Consider the following 20,497-nt stretch of genomic DNA (forward strand, 5'->3'; position numbering starts at 1 on the left):
GCGTCCGAGACCACGTAGATGCTGGCACCGATGGCGAGAACCAGCATGGTTCCCGCAGCGGCCATCATGCGACGCAAGCGTCTTTTCACATTCATCGGATCCTCTCGGCGGTGTGGTGGGGTGTGGTAAGCGACATCACACGTCACACCTTTTTACATTAATGTGCGTCCATCTATTGCGCTACCTTCCGCGGCCCGCGCGTCCGGTTCGGCGCCCACCGACATCCATCTCGTCAGGCACCGGTTCCACGACGTGTCGGAATCGCCGGCTGTGCCCGTGCTGGCTGCGGAACTTCCGGACTCGGGCCGGAGATTCCGGACGGATATGCTCGTCAGCGAAAGACGGTGCGTCCCCGTGTCGGGGCAATAATCGATTCGAGGGCGCGGTATGAACATCGGGGAGATCGCCCGTCGGGCGGGGGTGTCCCGCAGCACCGTGTCCTACGTGCTGAGCGGGAAGCGGACCGTGTCGGAGACGACCCGGCAGCGGATCCAGGCGGTCATCGACGAGCTGGACTACCGACCGAACGCCAGTGCCCGCGCGCTGAAGGAGGGTCGCACCCGCACCCTCGGCCTGGTGATTCCCCCGGCGAGCCAGCGGCTGACCGACATGCAGTTGGGGTTCGTCGCCAGCGTCGTCGAGGCGGCCGCCCGCCACGACCTCGATGTGTTGCTGTCCCCGTCCGGTGGTGACCATGACCGGTCTTTCGAGCGGATCGTCACCGGGCGTCGGGTGGACGGCGTGGTCCTGATGGAGATCCGCCTGGCGGACGACCGGGTGACCCGCCTGACCAGGGCCGGTCTGCCGTTCGTCACGATCGGGCGGATAGCCGAGCCGCACGAGATGAGCTGGATCGACATCGACTATTCCGGGCTGATCGCCCGCTGCGTGCACCACCTGGCCGATCTGGGGCACCGGCACGTGGCGCTTGTGAACCGCTCCGCCGAGCTGGTGGCCGCAGGTTACGGCCCCAGCCACCGCGCGCTGGCCGGCTTCCGCGCGGCGGCGATGGAGCGGGGCCTGACCGGTGTGGAGGTCTGCAGCGGCGACGACACCGCCGCCGGCGAGGCGTGCGTGGAACAGTTGCTCGTGACACATCCGGACGTGACGGCCGTCGCCACCATCAACGAGGCCGCGCTGCCTGGCATGCAGCGCGCGCTGACCGGCGCCGGCCTGTCCGTGCCCCGCGACTTCTCCGTCACCGGTGTCGCCGCCCAACACTGGGCGGAGGACTTTCGCCCCCCGTTGACCGCCGCGGACGTCCCGATGGTCGAGATGGGCGCCGAGGCCGTGGCGCTCCTGCTGGAGAGCATCGCCGCCCCCGACGCCGTGCCGCGCCACCGGCTGTACAGCCCGCCCATCTCGTTGCGCTCCAGCACCGGTCCGGTGCGGGCCCGGAGAGTCGACGCGACTACCCCTTCGTGACCCGCCGTTCCTCCTGACCGGCGGCCAGGATCAGATAGCTGCTGGCCGTCCAGGTGTACGCGCGGTCCCGGAGCCCGGCCCCGGTCTCGGCGTCGAAGTTCTCCGCGAACCCGGACTTCTCGCACAGCGCCAGGAACCGTCGACTGATCTCGTCGGCGACCCTGGTCTGCCCGGCCCGCCGCAGGCCGTCCTCGACCAGGACGGTGGAGGGTGCCCAGATCGGGCCGCGCCAGTAGCCGTCGGCGAGGTAGTGCGCCGAGTCGACCGGCTCGGTGGCCAGCCCGTGGGTGGTCAGGTGGGTTTCGACGCCCCGGGCCAGCGCGGCGGCGACCGGGGCCGGCAGGTCGGCGCCGAGCGCGACGGGCATCAGGTCGAGCAGGCTCCGACTCGCCCGCCGCTGGCCGGTGTGCGGATTGCGGGCGGTGAAGCGTTCGCCGTCCCACAGGTCCCGCAGCATGGCGCCGTGGATCCGGTCGGCCTCCCGGGACCACTGCTCGGCGGGCTCACCCAGCTCGCCGGCGAGGTCGGCGAGGCAGCGCAGTTGGGACACCAGGAACGCGGCGAGGTCGGCCGTCTCGAGGACCCGGTTGGCGTCGAAGGTGGTCGCGTTGTCCCAGCCGCTGTCGTTGCCGTGCTGGTAGTGGGGCAGGTCGTGGCCGGGGGCCCGACGCGCGTCGAGCCAGAACCGGGTCCAGCGGGCCAGCCGGTCGTACGTCTGCGCCAGCGCCGCCCGGTCCGGTGGCTGGGGAAGGCGTCGACGCAGGTGCCGCAGGGCCCAGCCGTGGATGGGGGGCTTGACGTAGTTGTGCAGGACCTCGGAGTGCGTCACCGAGTCGGGTAGGGCGCCGGCCTCGTCCTGGTGGTCGAAGGGCAACTGGAACTGGTGCCAGGCCAGCTCCGGCTCGCCGGCGGCCAGGGCGATCGCGTTGAAGCAGTGGTCCCAGCTCCACACCTTGTCCATCCAGTGCTTGGACATCAGGACCGCGGGCCGGGTGACGAAGCCCGCCGGGGCGACGGTGGCGGACCACAGGACGTAGGCGGCGAGTTCGGCGGCCGGGGTCTCCGCCCCCCGCCACGGTGCGACAGCGTCGACGAACGCGGTGAACTCGGCGGCCCGGTCGCGGCACAGTTGGTCGAAGGTGGCCGACCCGGCGTACGGGCGGCGTGCGGTGGCGTACTCCTCGATCGCGATCTCCCACGGTTGGTCGCCGGGAAGGTCCACGTGTCGGTCGGCGCTGCCGAGCGCCTCGACGCCCGCACTGGCCTGCAGCGCACCGGCGAGCACGGTGACCCGGTAGCGGCGACCGGTCTCGTACGAGGTGAACACATGGGAGCCGTCGACCGGGTCGTGGTAGAGGTAGGTGCCGCTGAACGGGGTGAGGGTGGGCGCGGCGGCGGCCACCCGCAGGCCGAGGCGTCGGCCCCGGATCCGCAGGGTGTCCGGGCCGTCGTAGACGGCCTCGATCCGGTCGGTGCCGTTGCGCCAGGTCAGCAGCGCGGGGGTGGCGACGATCGTGGCATCGGCCGCCGCGGGGGAGAGCCGCAGTACGGGGTGTAGCCCGGTCTGGTGGGAGACCAGGTGCAGATCGTCGGCGTACGTCTTCTCGGCGACCACCGGGGAGATGTTGAACCAGGCTCCTCGGTAGCTGAACGGGATGTCCTGGACGGGGAACTCCGGACCGGACGGGGCGACGGTCATGGGTGGCGGATGCCTTTCTGTGGTGCGGGTGGTCAGTCCTTGACGGCGCCGGCGGTCACGCCCATCGAGACGTAGCGCTGGGCCAGGATCAGCAGCACCGCGGCGGGGATGGAGGCGACGACAGCGGTGGCCATGATGGCGTTCCACTGCTGGTTGTTGTTGCCGATGTAGTGGTAGATGCCGAGGGTGATGGGCTGCCGGTCGCCGCCGCCGGCGAGCGTCGAGGCGAAGATGAAGTCCGACCACGACCACAGGAACGCGAACAGCGACACCGTGACGATCGAGTTGCGGCTGACCGGGAGCACGATCGACCAGAAGGTCCGCAGCCGACCGGCGCCGTCGACCACGGCGGCCTGGAGCAGTTCGTCGGGGATTCCGGACATGAAGGCCGTGAAGATCAGCACGGCGAACGGCACCGCGAGCGTCGAGTCGGCCAGGATCAGGCCGGGCAGCGTGTTCAGGACGCCGAGACTGAGGTAGATGGCGTAGAAGCCCATCGCCATGATGATGCCCGGGATCATCTGCGCGATCAGCAGGACGAAGCTCAGTGCCGTGCCGCCGGGTGGCCGCAGTTTCGCCAGCGCGTACCCGGCGGGGGCGGCCAGCGCCACGGTCAGCGCCACCGTGCCGAGACCGACCAGGAAGCTGGTGCCGAGGTACGGCAACTGCTGGTCGAGGACGGCCCGGTAGCCGTCCAGCGTGCCGTTGGTCGGGAACAGGTGTGGGGGACTGGCCCGCATGTCCTGGTCCCGGGTGAACGACACGTTGATCATCCAGTAGACGGGGAAGAGCATCAGCCCGGTCAGCACCAGACCGACCGCGGTCTTCCACCAGACCCGAGGTGTGGAGGTGGTCATGGCTGGTTCTGCCTCCGCTGGATCCGGATGTAGACGAGCCCGGCGATCAGGGCCATCACGATGAGCAGGTTGCCGACGGCCGCACCCGGACCGAACTCGGGCAGCAGGTTGCCGAAGCCGAGTCGGTAGGACCAGGTCGCGAGCGTGGCGGAGGAGTTGCTCGGGCCACCCTTCGTCATGATCCAGATGATGTCGAAGACCTTCAGCGTGTAGATCAGCCCCAGCAGCAGCGTGATCGCGGAGACGGGGCGGAGCAGCGGAAAGGTGATCCCCCAGAACCGTTGCCAGCTCGACGCGCCGTCCAGCGCGGACGCCTCGTACATCTCGACCGGAATCGCCTGTAACCCGCTGTAGAGCACCACCAGGTTGAACGGGATGCCGATCCAGATGTTCGCGATGATCACCGAGGCGAGCGACCAGCCCGGCGAGGTGAGCCAGTTGACCGGGTCGATCCCGACGACACCGAGCGCCGCGTTGACCAGCCCGGAATCACTGTTGAGAAGCCACGACCAGGTCGAGGCCGAGACGATCAGGGGCAGCAGCCACGGTACGAGGATCAACGCCCGCAACGTGCGCGACAGCGGGAAGTGCTGGTGGAAGAAGAGCGCCAGGGCCATGCCGATGACGAACTGGAAGACGAGCGACGCGGCGGTGAAGATCAGGGTGTGCGACAGGGTGGATCCGAAGGCCGGATCGGCCAGGACCGTCCGGTAGTTGTCGAGGCCGGCGAAGGGCGCGCCGCCCTGCACGAACGAGCGGACGGTGTACTCGCGCAGGCTCAGGTCGAGATTGCGGTAGAGCGGGTAGGCGTAGAAGGCCACCAGGTAGAGGGTGACCGGCGCCAGGAAGCCCCAGGCCAGCCATCGGTTGGGCCGGCGGGCGCGGGACGGCGGAGGCCCGGGTGGGGCGGACTTCGCCGCCCCACCCGGATCCGTTACGGCAGTGGAGCTGTGTGTCGAGGGGAGCATGGTGTCGGTTCGGCGCGGTTACCTGGTCGCGGCCTGGGCGGCGGTCAGCGCGTCCTTCGGTGACTTACCACCGCTGAGGGCCGACTGCACCGCGGTCCACAGCGATTCCGAGATCTTCGGGTACTTCGTGCCGAGGTTGTCGCCGGTGCGGCCCTTGGCCGCCCGGACCGCCTCCACCCAGACCTTGAGCTTGGGGTCGGCGGCGGCCTGCCGGTCCTGCACGGCCGTGACGGGTGCGACGTAGGACAGCGTGGTGTCGGTGGTGAGCAGGTTGTCGGCGTTGGTGAGGCAGGCGACGATCTTCTGCGACGTCTCGTACCTGGCGGTCTTCTTCTGCACCGGAATGGAGACGAACTCACCGCCGGTGGGCGCCGGCGCCGGCCCGCCCGCGTTGGCCGGGATGGCGATGGTGCCGTAGGAGAAGCCGAGCTTCTCCGCGTTGGCCAGCTGCCAGGTGCCGTTCTCGGCGAACGCGAAGTCGCCGGTGGCGAACTCCTGCCAACTCGTGGTCTGGGTGTTGTTGATGACCGAGTTCGGGGCGAGGCCCTGCTTGAGCCAGTCGGTCCAGAGCGTCAACGCGGACACCGCCTGCGGTGAGTCCAGGCTCGTCAGTTGGGCGCCCGAGCCCCAGAACCAGGGCAGGAACTGGAAGCTGCCCTCCTCGGTGCCGATCGCGGAGAAGGTGATGCCCTTCTTCCCCTTGGCCTTGACCGCGTTCAGTGCCGTGGTCAGCGACGCCCAGTCCTTGATCGAGGCCGGGTCGACGCCAGCGGCCTTCAGCAGGTCCTTGTTGTAGTAGAGGGCGAGGGTGTTCGCGCCGATCGGCACCCCGTACGTCTTGCCCGCGCTCTGGCCGGCGCCGAGCAGGTTCGGCGCCATGGCCGAGACGTCGAGCTTGTTGTCCTCGGTGGTGGTGAGCGCGCCGGCCTCGGCCAGTGTCGAGATGACCGGGTTGTCCACGATCAGCACGTCCGGCGAGTTGCTCTGCTGGGCGGCGAGCAGGGCCTTGTTGGTCAGGTCGGTGGTGTCGTAGCCGGTCCGCTCGACGGTCGCCGCCCCCGCCGACGTGCCGCACTTCTTGAGCAGTGCGACCCACTCGGAGTCGGCGGCGAACTGCGGATACGGGTCCCAGACGAGGTAGGCGCCGCCGTCGCTGGCCCCGTCGTCGGAGGACGACGAGCAGGCGCTGCTGGTCACCGCGGCAAGGGCTATCACGGCGACGGCGGCCAGGCGCCGTCGACGACTGAGTCCTGTCATGTGTTGCCTCACTTCAGTCGATCGTCAGGTGGGTGTGCGGGTTGACCGTCGCGGGGTCGGACACCGTCCGACCATGAGGCGAACCGATTCGACAAATCGGTTCGCACGAAGATAGGTCCGCCGCTGTCGGCTGGTCAAGAGATGATCGGGTGTTCCGAAGGCTGCGCTGTGAAACGCCACCTTCACCGCGTCGTCACTTCATTGACATGGTTCAGTTCCTGGTCCTACGATCCGTGCGAATCGATTCGCAAGCAGCCCTCCGGAGAGCGTCCCCCGCGCCCCACCAAGGAGCCGCCCGTGAAAACCCCGTCCCCCGGCAGGTCAGGCCGAGCCCGCGCGCTCGCCGCCCGACTCGCGGTTGGCCTGCTCGCCGCCACCGCCGCCGTCACCGTCGCCGCGCCTCCAGCGCAGGCCGGCAACGAGTCGATAAGCGTCAACTTCGCCACGGACAACGGCACGCCTACCTACCGCGCGTCCGGCTGGATCTACGGCATGACCGAGAACGCCAGCGGTCCGGCGGACCACTTCTACCGAGACGTCAAGTTCCAGTCCATGCGCGCCGGCGGCGCGCAGCTCCCGGGCAGCGGCTGGGTCGGCGGCACCTACGACCGCCGGTGGAACTCCACACTCGCCCAGGCACGTCGGACCACGGCCCTCGGCGGGAAGTTCATCATCCTGCCGCACGACCTGTGGGGTGCCGACGGCGCCGGAATCTCGCGCTTCCCCGGCGACAACGGCAACTGGACCGACTACGACAACTTCCTGACCCGGCTCATCGGCGACGTCCGCGCGTCCGGGCTGAACGTGCAGTGGGACATCTGGAACGAACCCAACATCACCATCTTCTGGAACCGCCCGATCTCCCAGTACCTCGAACTGTGGCGCCGCACCTACCAGCGCCTCCGGGTGGAGTTCCCCAACCAGCTCATCGTCGGGCCGAGCTGTGCCTGCGTCCCGTCGACGAACCACGCCTTCTGGAACCAGTACCTGGACTTCGTCCGCTCGACGAACACGGTGCCGGACATCATCAGCTGGCACTCGCTGCCGGGCGACCCGGTCGCCAACGTCGCCGCGGCCAACGCCACCCTCGACCCCCGTGGCATCGCCCACCCACGGCCCTACCAGATCAACGAGTACGGCGCGCCCGACGAGCAGAACCCGGCCGACGGCGCCTGGTACATCGCGCGGCTGGAACGGGCCCGGGCCGACGGCCTACGGGCGAACTGGGCCAGCGGGGGCAGCCTGCACAACGACCTCGGCAACCTGTTGATCCGCAACTCGGCCGGGCAGCACCAGCCCAAGGGTGAGTGGTGGAACTACCGCTTCTACGCCTCCCAGACCGGGCAGATCGCCGGGGTCACCCCCAGCCAGTCGTACGACGCGTTCGCCACGAGGGCGGCGGGCGTGGCCAAGATCCTGATCGGCGGTGGCCGTACCACCGGGAACCTGACCGTCAACCTCCAGGGCCTGGACACCACGAGCGGCATCGTGCAGAACAACCAGGTCCGGGTCCTCACCCAACGCATCCCGCACAACGGCGGCGGTGCCGTGGCGGGGCCGATCACGGTCTCGAACAGCGTGGTCGGCGTGTCCAACAACAACGCCACCGTGACCGTGCCGTACACCAACCAGACCGACACCTACGCCATCACCCTGCTGCCCCCGGCCGACGCCAGCTTCCAGTCGGTGGCGGTGGCCCAGCACTCCCAGCAGTGCCTCAACAACGCCGGCCTGAGCACCGCCGACGGCAACGTCCAGCAGCAGAACTACTGCGACGGCGGCGACCAGCAGCTCTGGAACTTCCGCCCGGTCGCCGGCGTGGCCAACACGTACACGGTGGTCAACCAGCAGAGCGGCAAGTGCCTCGACGTCAGCGGCGTGTCCACCGCCGACGGCGCCGCCGTGCACCAGTGGACCTGCCTGAACAGCACCAACCAGCAGTTCACTCTCCGCAAGGTGACCTACTCGGGCAACGACTCGCACGACTACCAACTCGTCGCGCGGCACAGCGGCAAGTGTGTCGACGTCAGCGGCGTCTCCACGGCGGCCGGCGCGCTCGTCCACCAGTGGACCTGCAAGGCGGCCAACCAGGGCGGCACCCTGAACCAGACGTGGCGGCTCCTGGGGCGGTAGTCGTCCCGGGGGAGGCGGCGCACTGGCTGTCCGCCCAGCAGCCAGCGCGCCACCTCCCGCGCTGCATTCATTGACATGAATAAAATAAAGGTCATACGATTCGCTGCGATTCGCCATGCCACCACCCGCCCGTGGCGCGTCGACGATCCCCCCGCGCTTTCACGACTCCGAGGAGCCACCTCGTGCGAACCCCGTCCCGCAGCGGGCCAGCAACAGCCCGCGACCTCATCCCGAGACGCCAACGCGTCCGACGTCTGACCCTCCTCGCCGGTGCCCTGGCCGGGGTGCTCGTCGTCGTGGGCATCGGCGTCGGCACCGCCCCCACCGGCTCGCCCTTCGCCGCCGACGCCGCCGCGGCGGCGACCATCGCGCCGGGGCAGAGCACCCGGATCGTCGGCACGCCGTCCGGTCGCTGCCTCGAGGTGCCCAACTCCAGCACCACCAACGGCACCCAGACGCAACTCTGGGACTGCAACGGCGCCGCCGGCCAGACCTGGACCTGGACGTCGAGCAAGCAACTCCAGGTGTACGGCAACAAGTGCCTGGACGCCTCCGGCCGGGGCACCACGAACGGCACCCAGGCGATCATCTGGGACTGCAACGGCCAGAACAACCAGCAGTGGAACGTCAACAGCAACGGCACCATCACCGGCGTGCAGTCCGGGCTCTGCCTCGACGCCAACGGCGCCGCCACCGCGAACGGCACCAAGGTCATCCTCTGGGCCTGCAACGGTGGCGCCAACCAGCAGTGGGCGTCGCCGAACACGCCGCCGACCTCCGTACCGCCGACCTCCGAGCCGCCGACCAGCCCCCCGCCGAGCGGTGCGCGCCCGTGTGACATCTACGCCTCCGGCGGCACCCCGTGCGTCGCGGCACACAGCACGACGCGAGCGCTCTACGCGGCGTACACCGGCAACCTCTACCAGGTCCGGCGCTCGTCGGACAACACGACCCGCAATGTCGGGCTGACCGGCACGGGTGGCACCGCGAACGCGGCGACCCAGGACTCGTTCTGCACCGGCACCACCTGCGTCATCACCGTCGTCTTCGACCAGTCCGGGCGCGGCAACGACCTCTGGTACCAGGGGTCGAGCGTGGTTCCGGGCAGCCCGCAGAGCAGGCCGGCGGTCGCGACGACCGAGTCGTTGACCGTGGGCGGCGCCAAGGCGTACTCGCTCTACATCAACCCCGGCAACAGCTACTGGCGCGACGGGCACCTCACCGGGGTGCCGACCGGGGCCGCTCCCGAGGGTATGTACATGGTGACGAGTGGCACCCACGTCAACAGCGGCTGCTGCTTCGACTACGGCAACAGCGAGACGACCCGCAAGGCCGACGCCGCCGGTGCGATGGACGCCATCAACTTCAGCAAGCAGTGCTGGTTCGGCGGCTGCTCCGGCAGCGGACCGTGGGTGCAGGCAGACCTCGAGTGGGGTCTCTTCCCCGGTGGCAGCCAGAGCTGGAACCCGAACCAGCGCGCCTTCACCAGCAAGTTCGTGACCGCGACCCTGAAGAACAACGGCACGAGCCGCTTCGCCATGAAGGGCAGCGACGCCACGTCCGGCAGCCTGTACACGCTGTACGACGGCTCGCTCCCGCCGGGCTACAGCCCGATGAAAAAGCAGGGTGCGATCATCCTGGGCAGTGGCGGTGACTGCTGCAAGCCCGACGGCGGCGCGAACCTGAGCGCCGGCACCTTCTACGAGGGGGCCATGGTCGCCGGCTACCCGTCCGACGCGACCGAGGCCGCGGTGCAGGCCAGCATCGTGAGCGCCGGCTACCGCTAGCCCGACAACACGTGCGCCGGTCACCACGAGTTGGTGACCGGCGCACGTACTCGTCGACGCCCGCCCGGGCGGGGCCGCCGGCACTGCGGGGGAGGCACGGATGGCGTGCCGTCCCCGTCGTGCCGGTGTCAGGCCACCGAGCAGGACGCGCCGTTGAGGGTGAACGCGTTCGGCTTGGCGGTGTTACCGGTGTGCGTGGCCTGGAAGCCGACGGTCACCGATCCGTTCGCGGGTATGCCGGCGTTGTAGGCGACGTTCCGGGCCGTCACCTGCCCGGAGTTCGGGGAGTAGGAGGCGTTCCAGCCCGAGGTGATGCTCTGACCGCCGGGCAGGGTGAACACCAGGGACCAGCCGTTGACGGCACTGGCGCCGGTGTTCGTCACGGTGATGTTCTCGGTCAGCCCGTTGTTCCAGGCGTTGACGGCGACGGTCACCCGGCAGGCACCGGAGTCCGGCGGCGGGGTGGTCGGGTTGGGTGGCGGGGTGGTCGGGTTGGGCGGTGGCGTGGTCGGGTTGGGCGGCGGGGTGGTCGGGTTCGGCGGCGGCGTGGTCGGGTTGGTCAGGCCGAAGAACCCGATGGCGGACGCGGCCATGCCGCTGGCGGGCAGACTGTGCCCGGCACCCTGGATGCTGTACGCCTCGACCTGGACCGTGCCGCTGCTGTCGGCGTACCTGCGCCGGTTCCAGTTCGGCTGCGGAGTGTCGGTGGAGGTCGGCGTCTGGCTCAACCCGAACACGTTCGTCCACTGCTCGATCGACTCCTGCAAGAGCGAGTACGGCACGAGTGTGTCGTTGGTGCCGTGCCACAACTGGACGCGCGGGCGGGGCCCGGAGTAACCGGGGTACGCCTGGCGGACCGCGTCGCCCCACTGTTGCGGCGTACGGTTCATGTTCCCGCCGGTGCACTGGCTGCTGGTGGGTGGGAAGTCGGCCGCGTTGGCGAAGCAGGTGAACGGCACGCCCATGAACGCCGCGCCAGCCCTGAACACGTCGGGATAGAGGGCCAGCATGTGGTTGGTCATCATGCCGCCGGAGGAACTGCCGGTGGCGTAGACCCGGTCCGGGTCGGCGGCGTACTGCTGTTGCACGTGCCGGATCATCGAGATGATCGACACCGGGTCACTGCCGCCGCCGCGCCGCTTGGCCGCGTCCGACCAGACGTCGAAGCAGTTGCCGAACCCGGCCTGCTGGGTCGCGGACGGGTAGATCACGATGAATCCGTACCGGTCGGCAAGGCCGGCGAACTCGCTGCCTGAGTAGAAACCGGGGCCGGAACCACCGCAGCCGTGCATCGCCACGATTGTCGCCGGCCGGGCCGGGCGGTTGTCCGGCACGTAGACGTGCATCCGCATCCGACCCGGGTTGTCACCGAAGCTTGTCACCTCGGTCAGCGACGCCGCGTACGCGGGTTGCGTCGCGGGGACCGCCAGTCCGGCCGCCACCAGCGACGCGGCCAGGGCGAGCAGCAGTTTTCTTCTGATTCTCAACGGACGACTCCTTCGATTGCCTGTGCAGGCTGTGGGTGGCCGCGCGATCGGGTCGCGGGTCTGCCCGAGGCCCGCGGTGATCGCGCGATGCCCGCTACCGGTGGCTCGCCCTGCCCGACTCCGGACCACATCGCGTGGCGATTAGTGTTCTCCTCGGGCCAACAAGTGTCAATCGAACACCTTCGATCAATGGTTGACCGGTGACTCCCCGTTCGACGGCGGTCCGTCTACAGTCGTCACACCGTCCCTGAAGAGCACGGAGCGCCTGTGGCAAGCCCGTTCGACATCGACGAGATCTATCCCGACGACGGGGGCCAGCAGCTCCGGCTGCCCCGACGGCAGGTCGGCAACTCGCCGCAGGGCGTCGCGGTGACCCTGCTCGCGGACTACACCCTGCGGAGTCGTGCCGCTCTCCCGTCCGCCGCCATCGTCGCGCTGCTCGAGGAGACCGGGGTGACCACGGCCGGCGCGCGTACCGCGATCAGCCGGCTGGCCCGCCGCGGCGTCCTGGAGGGCAGCCGGCTGGGACGGCGCAGCTCCTACCGGCTCAGCCGCGCGGCCGCCGCCAACCTCTCCTCCGGCGGCAACTGGATCCTCGCCTCGACCAGCTCGACCGTGCGGTGGGACGGCTGCTGGACGGTCGTCGCGTTCTCGCTGCCACAGGACCGGAGCGCCCAGCGTCGGGCCCTTCGTGCCCAACTGCGGTGGCTCGGATACGCGCCGTTGTACGACGGGCTGTGGATCTCACCCGAGGAGCTGACCCCTGCCGCTCGCGCACAGCTCGACCAGCTCACCCTCGGTGCCGTCACGGTGTTCCGCGGCCGGCAGGCAGCCATCGGGTCCGCCATCCACCGCGCCCCGATCGAGGCCTGGGACATCGCGGAGATCGGCCGGAGCTACCAGGCGTTCCTCACGCACTGGACGGCGGTGCTGCCCCGGGTGGCAGCGGGGGAGATGGAGGGTGCCGCCGCGGTACGAGCCCGGACCGAGGTCATGGACACCTTTCGGCGTTTTCCCGTCCTCGATCCGCAGCTGCCCCTGGAGCTGCTGCCGAAGAAATGGCTCCGGAGGCCGGCGCGGGAGTTGTTCGAGGCCGTCTACGACGGCCTCGCGGCACCGGCCGAGCGGCACGTCCGGGCGGTCGTCGCGCGGTTCACCGACTGCGAGCTGCCCGGCATCGAGGCCCACACGACCGCCGACATCCTGGCCGGAGTGCACCCCGCCAGGAATCCCGCGGAACCGGCGCACGGCGGATGCGCGTGTTGATGGCGGCCCGCCGCGCGGTGGACCGGTCGGCTGGTGCGTGGTTCGGCCCGGGCGGGCCACGGCCCGTCCGAGGGTGACCGCCGCCGTACGCAGGGTGGCCGCGATCCGGTTGGTCCGCGGCCCTGTGAGCGATAACAGAGTCAGCGTGATTGGCGCGTGCACGAGCTGCGACCGGCGCGGCTGGCTCCCCACCAGGGCAGCGCGTCAGGACGACGGTGACGAGGCAGGCTTCGGCGGAACCTGACCTCGACAGCATCGATACGGGCTTATGTTACGTCTTGACGAACGACATGTTATCGCTCACCCTCGATATCGAGGAAGGCAGCACGTGTGGCTCACCGGGCGAGCCGCTGTCGCACCTCACGGTCACGACGTTCCCCAGGGCATGCGGACGTCGATCACGCACCCTCGGCAGCGTCAGCCGGCCGGACGACAGGTGTCGGTACGTGCCGATGCGAGATTTACGTCCCGGTTCCGTTGCGACCACCACCGTTGCGACCACCACCGAAAAGGAACGACATGAAACCCAAGAGAACTCTGCTGGCGGCGGCGTCCCTCGCCGTCGCACTCACCGCGGGCATGACGGCGGTGCTCGCCCCCACGGCCAGTGGCGCCGGCACGACTCTGAAGGCGGCAGCGGCCGAGAAGGGTCGCTACTTCGGTGCGGCCGTCGCGGGCCAAAAGCTCTCCGACAACGCGTACGTGACGATCCTGAACCGCGAGTTCAACAGTGTCGTGGCCGAGAACGACATGAAGTGGGATGCGACCGAGCCGCAGCAGGGTCGGTTCAACTACACGGGTGGTGACCGGCTGGTCGCGCACGCGCAGGCCAACGGCATGAGTGTGCGGGGCCACGCGCTGTTGTGGTACCAGCAGGAGCCGACCTGGGCGCGGGACATGTCGGGTAGCCCGTTGCGCAGCGCGATGATCAACCATGTCACGCAGGTGGCGACCCACTTCAAGGGCAAGATCTACGCGTGGGACGTGGTGAACGAGGCGTTCGCCGACGGTAACAGCGGCGGGCGGCGTGACTCGAACCTGCAGCGCACCGGCAACGACTGGATCGAGGCGGCGTTCCGGGCGGCGCGGGCGGCGGATCCGGGTGCGAAGTTGTGTTACAACGACTACAACACCGACGGGATCAACGCGAAGTCGACGGGCATCTACAACATGGTGCGGGACTTCAAGTCCCGTGGCGTGCCGATCGACTGTGTGGGTTTCCAGTCGCACCTGGGCACCTCGTTGGCCAGTGACTACCAGGCCAACCTGCAGCGTTTCGCCGATCTCGGCGTGGACGTGCAGATCACCGAGCTGGACGTGATGGGCGGCGGCAACCAGGCGAACATCTTCGCCGGTGTCACCCGTGCCTGCCTGGCCGTCTCGCGGTGCACCGGCATCACCACGTGGGGTGTGCGTGACTGTGACTCGTGGCGTGGGTCGGACAACGCCCTGCTCTTCGAGTGCAACGGTAACAAGAAGGCCGCGTACACGAGCGTCCTGAACGCCCTCAACGCCGGCTCGACCACGCCCACCACGCCTCCGCCGAGCAACGGGGTGGACACCAGTGCCTGGTACGTGTTGCTGAACCGCAACAGCGGTAAGGCGTTGGACCTGTACGCCTCCGCAACCAATGACGGCGCACGGATCAGCCAGTGGTCGCGCAACAACGGCACCAACCAGCAGTGGCAGTTCGTCGACTCGGGCGGCGGTTTCTACCGGTTGAAGTCCCGACTCTCCAGCAAGGTGCTCGACGTCAGCGGCTTCTCGACCGCCGACGGTGGGGCGATCGTGCAGTGGTCCGACCTCAACGGGACGAACCAGCAGTTCCGGCTCGCCCAGTCGGCCGACGGTTACCAGCGCCTGATCAACCGCAACAGCGGCAAGGCCGTCGAGGTGCAGGGCTCCTCCACGGCTGACGGCGGCAACATCGTCCAGTACGCCGACTGGGGCGGCAACAACCAGCAGTGGCAACTCGTCCGCATCGGCTGACGACCGTCACGATCCAGCGGGAAACCGTAGCGGCTCGCCCCTTCCGTCGGGGCGGGCCGCTACGCCCGCACACCCCCCAACGTGCCGACGCCACCACCAGACGCTGGCACACACCCCCAGGGCACGCGCGCGTTCCGCTCGTGGGTGACCCCGATCGAAGGAGTGGACCATGAAGGCCATCGGTGAGGTTCGTCCCGCCTCTCCACCGAGACGTCGTTGGCGGTCAGGGTTGGCCGCCGCGGCGGCCGTGCTCATGGCGGCCGGCACACTCGTCGCGGTCAACGCGGCGCCCGCGGCGGCGGCGACGGTGGACACCAGCGCCTGGTACGTCCTGGTCAACCGCAACAGCGGCAAGGCGTTGGATCTGGTCTCGTCGGCCACCAACGACGGCGCCCGGATCAGCCAGTGGACGCGCAACAACGGCGCGAACCAGCAGTGGCAGTTCGTCGACTCCGGTGACGGCTTCTACCGGGTGAAGTCCCGGCACTCCGGCAAGGTTCTCGACGTCAGCGGCCGCTCGACCGCCGACGGCGGGGCGATCGTGCAGTGGTCCGACAACAACGGCACCAACCAGCAGTTCCGGTTGGCCGACTCGGACGGCGGCTACGTCCGGCTGATCAACCGCAACAGCAACAAGGCCGTGGAGGTGCAGGGCTCGTCCACCGCCGACGGCGCCAACATCGTGCAGTACGCCGACTGGAACGGCACCAACCAGCAGTGGCAGCTCGTCCGCACGGACGGCAGCAACCCGCCGCCGTCGGGTGGCAGCGGGTGCGGCAAGGCGCCGACGCTGGCCAGCGGCACGCACACGATCCAGAGCAACGGCAAGAGCCGCACCTTCATCCTGCGGGTGCCCGCCAACTACAACAACAGCAACCCCTACCGGCTGATCTTCGCGTTCCACTGGCGTGGCGGCACGATGCAGGAGATCGCCTCCGGCGGCACCAGCGGGACCCCGTGGTCCTACTACGGGCAGCAGGAGCAGTCGAACAACAGCGCGATCCTGGTCGCGCCCCAGGGGTTCGGCAACGGCTGGGGCAACGCCGGCGGTGAGGACATCGTCTTCGTCGATGACATGATCAGCCGGATCGAGAGCAGCCTGTGCGTCAACCCGAGGCAGCGGTTCGCCCTCGGCTTCAGCTGGGGTGGCGGCATGAGCTACGCCGTGGCCTGCGCGCGGGCCAACGTCTTCCGCGCCGTCGCGGTCATCTCCGGTGGGCAGATCAGCGGTTGCAGTGGCGGTACGCAGCCCATCGCGTACTTCGGGCTGCACGGCATCTCGGACAACGTCCTGAGCATCTCCGGTGGCCGGGCGTTGCGCGACACGTTCGTCCGGAACAACGGCTGCACCGCGCAGAGCCCGCGCGAGCCGGCGGCCGGCAGCCGCACGCACGTCACGACCACGTACTCGGGCTGCCGGGCCGGTTACCCGGTGCAGTGGGCCGCGTACGACAACGGTCACATGCCCGGCCCGGTCGACGGCACCTATGCCGAGAGCGGCATCACGACCTGGACCAAGGGTGAGATCTGGAGGTTCTTCGCGCAGTTCTCCTGACCGGCCTTGCCGACCTGGTCGGCCTCTGGCGGCGCCTGCTCCCGTACCTCGGGGGTGGGCGCCGCTTCGTCGTCCGGCCGGTCAGCGTTGCAGACGAACCGGCTTGCCGGAGCCGCTGCGGCGGACCAGCCAGGCCTCGGTGATGTGGGTGAACATCGCCCCGGCGGCACCCTCGGAGTCGTGCGCGGCGATGCGCTCGTAGATGCGCCGGTGGCCCCGGTTGGACGCCACGCACAGCGAGCGTTCGGTCCGGCCCATGTAGCGGGCGGTGTTGATGACCTGGCTCTCCAGTGCCCGTACGACGCCGCGAGCGATGCGGTTACCGGACGTCTGCATGATCGCGTCGTGGAAGGCCCGGTCGTGCTCGTGGTAGGTGACGTGGTCGTCGACGAGCTGGTCCATCTGGTCCACCATGACGCGCAGCCGGTCGATGGTCTGCGCGTCGGCGAGCCGGGCGGCGACGTTAGCCATGTCGGATTCCAGTACGCGCCTGGTGACGACGAGATCGTCGAGGATGGCGAGGCTGTCGTCCTTGGCGATCGTGGCCCCGAGGACGAGCTCGTCGAGCATGTCCCACTGTGCCGCGGGGGTGACCATGGTGCCGGCGCCCTGGCGTACCTGCACCAGCCCCTTCTCCTGAAGGATCTTGACGGCCTCGCGGACGACGGTCCGGCTCACCGAGAAGGTCTCGCAGAGAATCGGCTCGGGAGGTAGGGACGTCCCGGACGGGTGCACGCCACGTACGATGCGCTCCACCAGTTCGGCGGTGACCGCTCGGGCCAGGTTGGTCGGCCGACGCACCCATGCCGGTGTCACCGGGCTGTTCAGGGCCGTCTCCTGCGATGGCGTCATGTCCCCTCCGAAAGGCTCGCCGTGGCACGACGTCTGGCTCAGTGTACGGCTGAGTATTGACGTCACACGTCATACGAGTTACGTTCCGGGCAACATTGGCACGGCGGCGCGTCCGCCGGCCACCCCACTTTCTGAGGTGACAACTGATGAGACAGCGCGCAATATGGTCGGCCGTCCTCGTTGTGGGCCTGGCCCTGGCCGGTTGTGGAAGTGCTAGCGATTCAAGCTCGTCAAGCGGGTCGGACAGCAAGCTCGTCGTGTGGGACTGGAAGTCCGGCGAGCCGTTCGCCAAATCCTATCTGGACAAGGCTAAGGCCGATTTCAAAAAGAAGCACCCAAAAGTCGAGGTCGAGTTCGTAGCGCAGCCCTTCGACCAGTACTACACGCTGCTCGGTGCGGCGATCCAGTCCGGCAAGGGCCCGGACGTCATGCTGTTCAACGGCGGTGGCCAGATTCGCGACCGGGTTGACGCGTTGGTGCCGATCACCGACTACGTGGCCGAGGATAAGCAGCGGCTGGCCGGGTGGGACGCGTTCACCAAGGACGGCAAGGTCTACGGCGCCCCGGTGACGCTGCAGGGCTATCCGATCTACTACAACAAGGAGATCTACCGCAAGGCCGGCCTCGACCCGGCGACCCCCGCCGCCACCTGGGACAAGTTCGTCGCCGACTGCGCCGCCATCTCCAAGGCCGGCTCCAAGTGCTTCGCCCTCGGCAACAAGGAGGGCGTCGGCATCCAGTTCTGGCTCTCCAGCATGGGGTCGGTCACCCTCACGGCCGCGGAGTACGACGCCTGGATCACCGGCAAGCGCGACTGGAACTCCGCAAACGTCAAGCGGATCTTCCAGCTCTGGAAGGAGACCGGCGACCGGAAGATGAACAGCGACGGTGCCAACTCGACCGCGATGTTCAACGACTCCTTCGCACTCTTCCAGTCCGGTAAGGCCGCGCACGTCATGGGTCTGATGTCGGACGTGGGGCACTGGCAGGACTTCAACGAGTTCCTCACCGCGGAGAAGCTCGGCGTGATGAAGGCCCCGGTCGTCACCGCTGGCACCACCCCGAGCCTCCCGTACGACGGTGGCATCGGTTACGCGGTCGCCAAGTGGACGAAGGACCCGAAGGTGGCCGCCGACCTGGTGCGCTCCCTGAGCTCGGCCGACGCGTTGAAGGCCTTCTACGCCGACGCCGGTGCGATCGCCGCCGACACCACCATCGACGTGTCCGCAGGCGGGCCCGCGGTCTCCACGATCGTCGGCGAGTTGAAGAGCGGCAAGCCCGCTCTGCACGTGGCGCTCTCCTCGAAGACGCTGGACCTGATGGGGCGCCTCTCCCAGCAACTGCTCAGCGGGTCGATCACCGTCGACGAGGTGGTGAAGCAGTTGGCCGCTTCCGACCAGGCGGGCTGACCCTCGTGTCAATTGGAAACACGCAACCGTCGGTCCGTCTGGCTCAGGCCGGACGGGCCGGCGGGGCGGGGCCTACCCCCGCCACCCATCGGCATGGTGCGCAGCCTCGTCGCGCCCGCGGCGGCCTGCGGGCCGAACGCTTAGCTCCCTACATCCTTGTCGCTCCGGCCATCCTGATCATCGTGGTGCTGCGGCTCTATCCGCTGCTCCTCGGCGTCAACTTCTCCTTCACCGGCGACGGTGCGCAGAACGGGACGGCTGTCGGATTCGGCAACTACCGCGAGCTGTTCCACGACCCGCTGTTCCGGACCGCGCTGAGCAACGTCGGGCTGCTGGTGCTGTTGCTCCCGGTGGCGGTGGCCATCCCCGGCCTGCTCGCGACGTTCATCTACCTGCGGGTGCCCGGGCACCGCTTCTACCGCAGCGTGTACTTCTTCCCCGCGGTGCTCTCGCCGGTCATCGTCGGCGCGATCTTCAACCTGCTGCTCGCCTTCGACGGTCCTCTCAACGCCATCCTCGGGTCGTTCGGCATCGGTGCGGTGGACTGGCTCGGTGACCCGGACATCGCGATGTTCATGGTGGTGGGCGTGCACATCTGGGCCACCTTCGGAATGGCCCTGGTGGTGTTCCTCTCCGGCTTCGCCACCCTGGACCCCGCGCTCCTGGACGCCGCCCGGGTGGACGGGGCGTCGCTACGCCAGGTGGTCTGGCACGTGATCGTCCCGGGCCTCTCGCGCACCATCCAGTTCGTCTTCGTGACCACGATGATCGGGATGCTGACCTCGATGTTCGGGCTGCTCTACGTCATGACCAGCGGTGGGCCGGAGGGGTCGACGTACCTGCCGGAGTTCTACATCTGGAAGCAGCAGGGCCAGATGAACCGTCCCGCTCTCGCGTCGGCCGCGTCGACCATCCTCTTCATGATCATGCTCGTGGTGGGGCTGTTGCAGATCAAGCTGCTCGAACGATCCGGAAAGGAGGATTGATGTCTCGGGCCCGCCTGGGATGGTGGTTGATCGCCATCCCCATGTCACTGCTCGCGCTGGCGACGATCTACCCGCTGCTCTTCACCGCCAACGTCGCGATGAAGACCCGCCGTGACTACATCCTCGACCGGTTCTCCCTGACCGACGCCCTGCGCTGGGAGAACATCAGCACGGCGTGGAACAGCGTCGGCATGGGCCGCTACTTCGTCAACTCGCTGCTCGTGGTGACGGTGTCGGTGCTCCTGCTGCTGCTGCTCGGGTCGATGGCCGGCTTCGCGCTGAGCCAGCTGCGGTTCCGTGGCTCGTCGGCGCTGTTCCTGGGCTGCCTCGCGGGGCTCTTCATCCCGTTCCAGGTGATCATGGTGCCGCTGTCCCGGATCATGGCCGATGCGGGGCTGATCGACACGTACCCCGGTCTGGTCCTCGTCTACGTGGCCCAGTTCCTGCCCTTCACCGTGTTCCTGATGACGAGCTACTACCGGGGCATCCCCCCGGAGATCGTCGACGCGGCACGGATCGACGGCAACACCGTGTACGGCGTGTACCGCCGGATCATGTTGCCGCTGGGCACCCCGGCACTACTGTCGGTCGGCATCCTCAACGCCCTGTTCTGCTGGAACGACGTCCTCATGGCGCTGGTGATGATGCCCTCGGCCGATCACCGGACGCTCATGATCGGGGTGACCTCGTTGCGGGGGCAGTACTCCGACAACATCCCCACGTTCGCCTCCGGCGTGCTGATCGCCGCCATACCCGTCCTGTTGGTTTACCTGTTCCTCCAGCGCCAAATTGCCGACGGTGTAGCCGCCGGTTCCACGAAGGGTTGA

General features: G+C 68.6%; 15 protein-coding genes. 9 read left to right on the top strand and 6 right to left on the bottom strand.

Features of this window, described 5'->3' with window-relative positions; all coding sequences use genetic code 11:
• Window positions 1–387 precede the first annotated feature (387 nt).
• Window positions 388–1,425 (top strand): LacI family DNA-binding transcriptional regulator, encoded by a 1,038-nt coding sequence (locus ACGFH8_RS14440; RefSeq protein ID WP_393367235.1) that lies wholly within the window; start codon window positions 388–390, stop codon window positions 1,423–1,425.
• On the opposite strand, the gene ACGFH8_RS14445 is transcribed toward ACGFH8_RS14440, so the two are convergent.
• Genes ACGFH8_RS14445 through ACGFH8_RS14460 form a run of 4 tightly spaced genes read right to left on the bottom strand, consistent with a single transcriptional unit; the run spans window position 1,412 to window position 6,206 of the window.
• A complete protein-coding gene (locus ACGFH8_RS14445) occupies window positions 1,412–3,124 on the bottom strand; it encodes an amylo-alpha-1,6-glucosidase (RefSeq protein ID WP_393367236.1) in 1,713 nt (570 codons plus the stop codon). The two genes, ACGFH8_RS14440 and ACGFH8_RS14445, sit on opposite strands and share 14 nt — an antisense overlap.
• A gap of 32 nt (window positions 3,125–3,156) precedes the next feature.
• Window positions 3,157–3,981, bottom strand: coding sequence for a carbohydrate ABC transporter permease (locus tag ACGFH8_RS14450; protein WP_393367237.1), 825 nt, complete (start codon window positions 3,979–3,981; stop codon window positions 3,157–3,159).
• Window positions 3,978–4,949: a carbohydrate ABC transporter permease gene (locus ACGFH8_RS14455; protein ID WP_393367238.1), complete on the bottom strand. Its 972-nt coding sequence runs from the start codon at window positions 4,947–4,949 to the stop codon at window positions 3,978–3,980. The genes ACGFH8_RS14450 and ACGFH8_RS14455 overlap by 4 nt, the downstream gene beginning before the upstream one ends.
• Window positions 4,950–4,967: 18 nt before the next feature.
• On the bottom strand, window positions 4,968–6,206 hold the full coding sequence (locus tag ACGFH8_RS14460) for an extracellular solute-binding protein (protein ID WP_393367239.1): 1,239 nt from the start codon (window positions 6,204–6,206) through the stop codon (window positions 4,968–4,970).
• 297 nt (window positions 6,207–6,503) lie between these two features.
• On the opposite strand from ACGFH8_RS14460, the gene ACGFH8_RS14465 reads away from it, so the two are divergent.
• Both ACGFH8_RS14465 and ACGFH8_RS14470 read left to right on the top strand, forming a co-directional pair.
• A complete protein-coding gene (locus ACGFH8_RS14465) occupies window positions 6,504–8,339 on the top strand; it encodes an RICIN domain-containing protein (protein ID WP_393367240.1) in 1,836 nt (611 codons plus the stop codon).
• 182 nt (window positions 8,340–8,521) lie between these two features.
• On the top strand, window positions 8,522–10,126 hold the full coding sequence (locus ACGFH8_RS14470; RefSeq protein ID WP_393367241.1) for an arabinofuranosidase catalytic domain-containing protein: 1,605 nt from the start codon (window positions 8,522–8,524) through the stop codon (window positions 10,124–10,126).
• Window positions 10,127–10,254: 128 nt separating this feature from the next.
• Here ACGFH8_RS14470 and ACGFH8_RS14475 read toward each other — a convergent pair whose 3' ends face one another.
• A complete protein-coding gene (locus ACGFH8_RS14475) occupies window positions 10,255–11,613 on the bottom strand; it encodes a PHB depolymerase family esterase (protein ID WP_393367242.1) in 1,359 nt (452 codons plus the stop codon).
• A 267-nt stretch (window positions 11,614–11,880) separates the two neighbouring features.
• Between ACGFH8_RS14475 and ACGFH8_RS14480 the strand changes: the two genes are divergently transcribed.
• The 3 genes from ACGFH8_RS14480 (at window position 11,881) to ACGFH8_RS14490 (ending at window position 16,423) form a co-directional block, all read left to right on the top strand.
• Window positions 11,881–12,879, top strand: a complete 999-nt coding sequence (locus tag ACGFH8_RS14480; RefSeq protein ID WP_393367243.1) for a PaaX family transcriptional regulator C-terminal domain-containing protein — start codon at window positions 11,881–11,883, stop codon at window positions 12,877–12,879.
• Window positions 12,880–13,398: 519 nt separating this feature from the next.
• Window positions 13,399–14,868 carry an endo-1,4-beta-xylanase gene (locus ACGFH8_RS14485; protein WP_393367244.1) on the top strand — a complete coding sequence of 490 codons (1,470 nt, stop codon included), beginning with the start codon at window positions 13,399–13,401 and terminating at the stop codon, window positions 14,866–14,868.
• Window positions 14,869–15,037: 169 nt separating this feature from the next.
• The gene (locus tag ACGFH8_RS14490; protein ID WP_393367245.1) at window positions 15,038–16,423 is read left to right on the top strand and encodes an RICIN domain-containing protein; all 1,386 of its coding nucleotides are present in this window, start codon (window positions 15,038–15,040) and stop codon (window positions 16,421–16,423) included.
• Window positions 16,424–16,504: 81 nt separating this feature from the next.
• Here the strand turns inward: ACGFH8_RS14490 and ACGFH8_RS14495 are convergent, their stop codons facing one another.
• Window positions 16,505–17,275: a FadR/GntR family transcriptional regulator gene (locus ACGFH8_RS14495; protein ID WP_393367246.1), complete on the bottom strand. Its 771-nt coding sequence runs from the start codon at window positions 17,273–17,275 to the stop codon at window positions 16,505–16,507.
• Window positions 17,276–17,532: 257 nt separating this feature from the next.
• On the opposite strand from ACGFH8_RS14495, the gene ACGFH8_RS14500 reads away from it, so the two are divergent.
• The 3 genes from ACGFH8_RS14500 to ACGFH8_RS14510 all read left to right on the top strand — a co-directional run bounded on the left by ACGFH8_RS14500 (window position 17,533) and on the right by ACGFH8_RS14510 (window position 20,497).
• Window positions 17,533–18,684, top strand: coding sequence for an ABC transporter substrate-binding protein (locus ACGFH8_RS14500; protein ID WP_393367247.1), 1,152 nt, complete (start codon window positions 17,533–17,535; stop codon window positions 18,682–18,684).
• Between the two features lie 182 nt (window positions 18,685–18,866).
• Window positions 18,867–19,670, top strand: coding sequence for a carbohydrate ABC transporter permease (locus ACGFH8_RS14505; protein ID WP_393367248.1), 804 nt, complete (start codon window positions 18,867–18,869; stop codon window positions 19,668–19,670).
• Window positions 19,670–20,497, top strand: a complete 828-nt coding sequence (locus ACGFH8_RS14510) for a carbohydrate ABC transporter permease (protein WP_393367249.1) — start codon at window positions 19,670–19,672, stop codon at window positions 20,495–20,497. Before ACGFH8_RS14505 ends, ACGFH8_RS14510 begins: the two co-directional genes overlap by 1 nt.

Source organism: Micromonospora sp. NPDC049175, assembly GCF_043197345.1.
GTDB lineage: Bacteria > Actinomycetota > Actinomycetes > Mycobacteriales > Micromonosporaceae > Micromonospora.

What these genes read in the sequence shown, in the direction of transcription:
- ACGFH8_RS14440 (WP_393367235.1), top strand. Translation starts at nt 388, where the DNA reads ATGAACATCGGGGAGATCGCCCGTCGGGCGGGGGTGTCCCGCAGCACC.
- ACGFH8_RS14445 (WP_393367236.1), bottom strand. Translation starts at nt 3,124, where the DNA reads ATGACCGTCGCCCCGTCCGGTCCGGAGTTCCCCGTCCAGGACATCCCG.
- ACGFH8_RS14450 (WP_393367237.1), bottom strand. Translation starts at nt 3,981, where the DNA reads ATGACCACCTCCACACCTCGGGTCTGGTGGAAGACCGCGGTCGGTCTG.
- ACGFH8_RS14455 (WP_393367238.1), bottom strand. Translation starts at nt 4,949, where the DNA reads ATGCTCCCCTCGACACACAGCTCCACTGCCGTAACGGATCCGGGTGGG.
- ACGFH8_RS14460 (WP_393367239.1), bottom strand. Translation starts at nt 6,206, where the DNA reads ATGACAGGACTCAGTCGTCGACGGCGCCTGGCCGCCGTCGCCGTGATA.
- ACGFH8_RS14485 (WP_393367244.1), top strand. Translation starts at nt 13,399, where the DNA reads ATGAAACCCAAGAGAACTCTGCTGGCGGCGGCGTCCCTCGCCGTCGCA.
- ACGFH8_RS14490 (WP_393367245.1), top strand. Translation starts at nt 15,038, where the DNA reads ATGAAGGCCATCGGTGAGGTTCGTCCCGCCTCTCCACCGAGACGTCGT.
- ACGFH8_RS14495 (WP_393367246.1), bottom strand. Translation starts at nt 17,275, where the DNA reads ATGACGCCATCGCAGGAGACGGCCCTGAACAGCCCGGTGACACCGGCA.
- ACGFH8_RS14510 (WP_393367249.1), top strand. Translation starts at nt 19,670, where the DNA reads ATGTCTCGGGCCCGCCTGGGATGGTGGTTGATCGCCATCCCCATGTCA.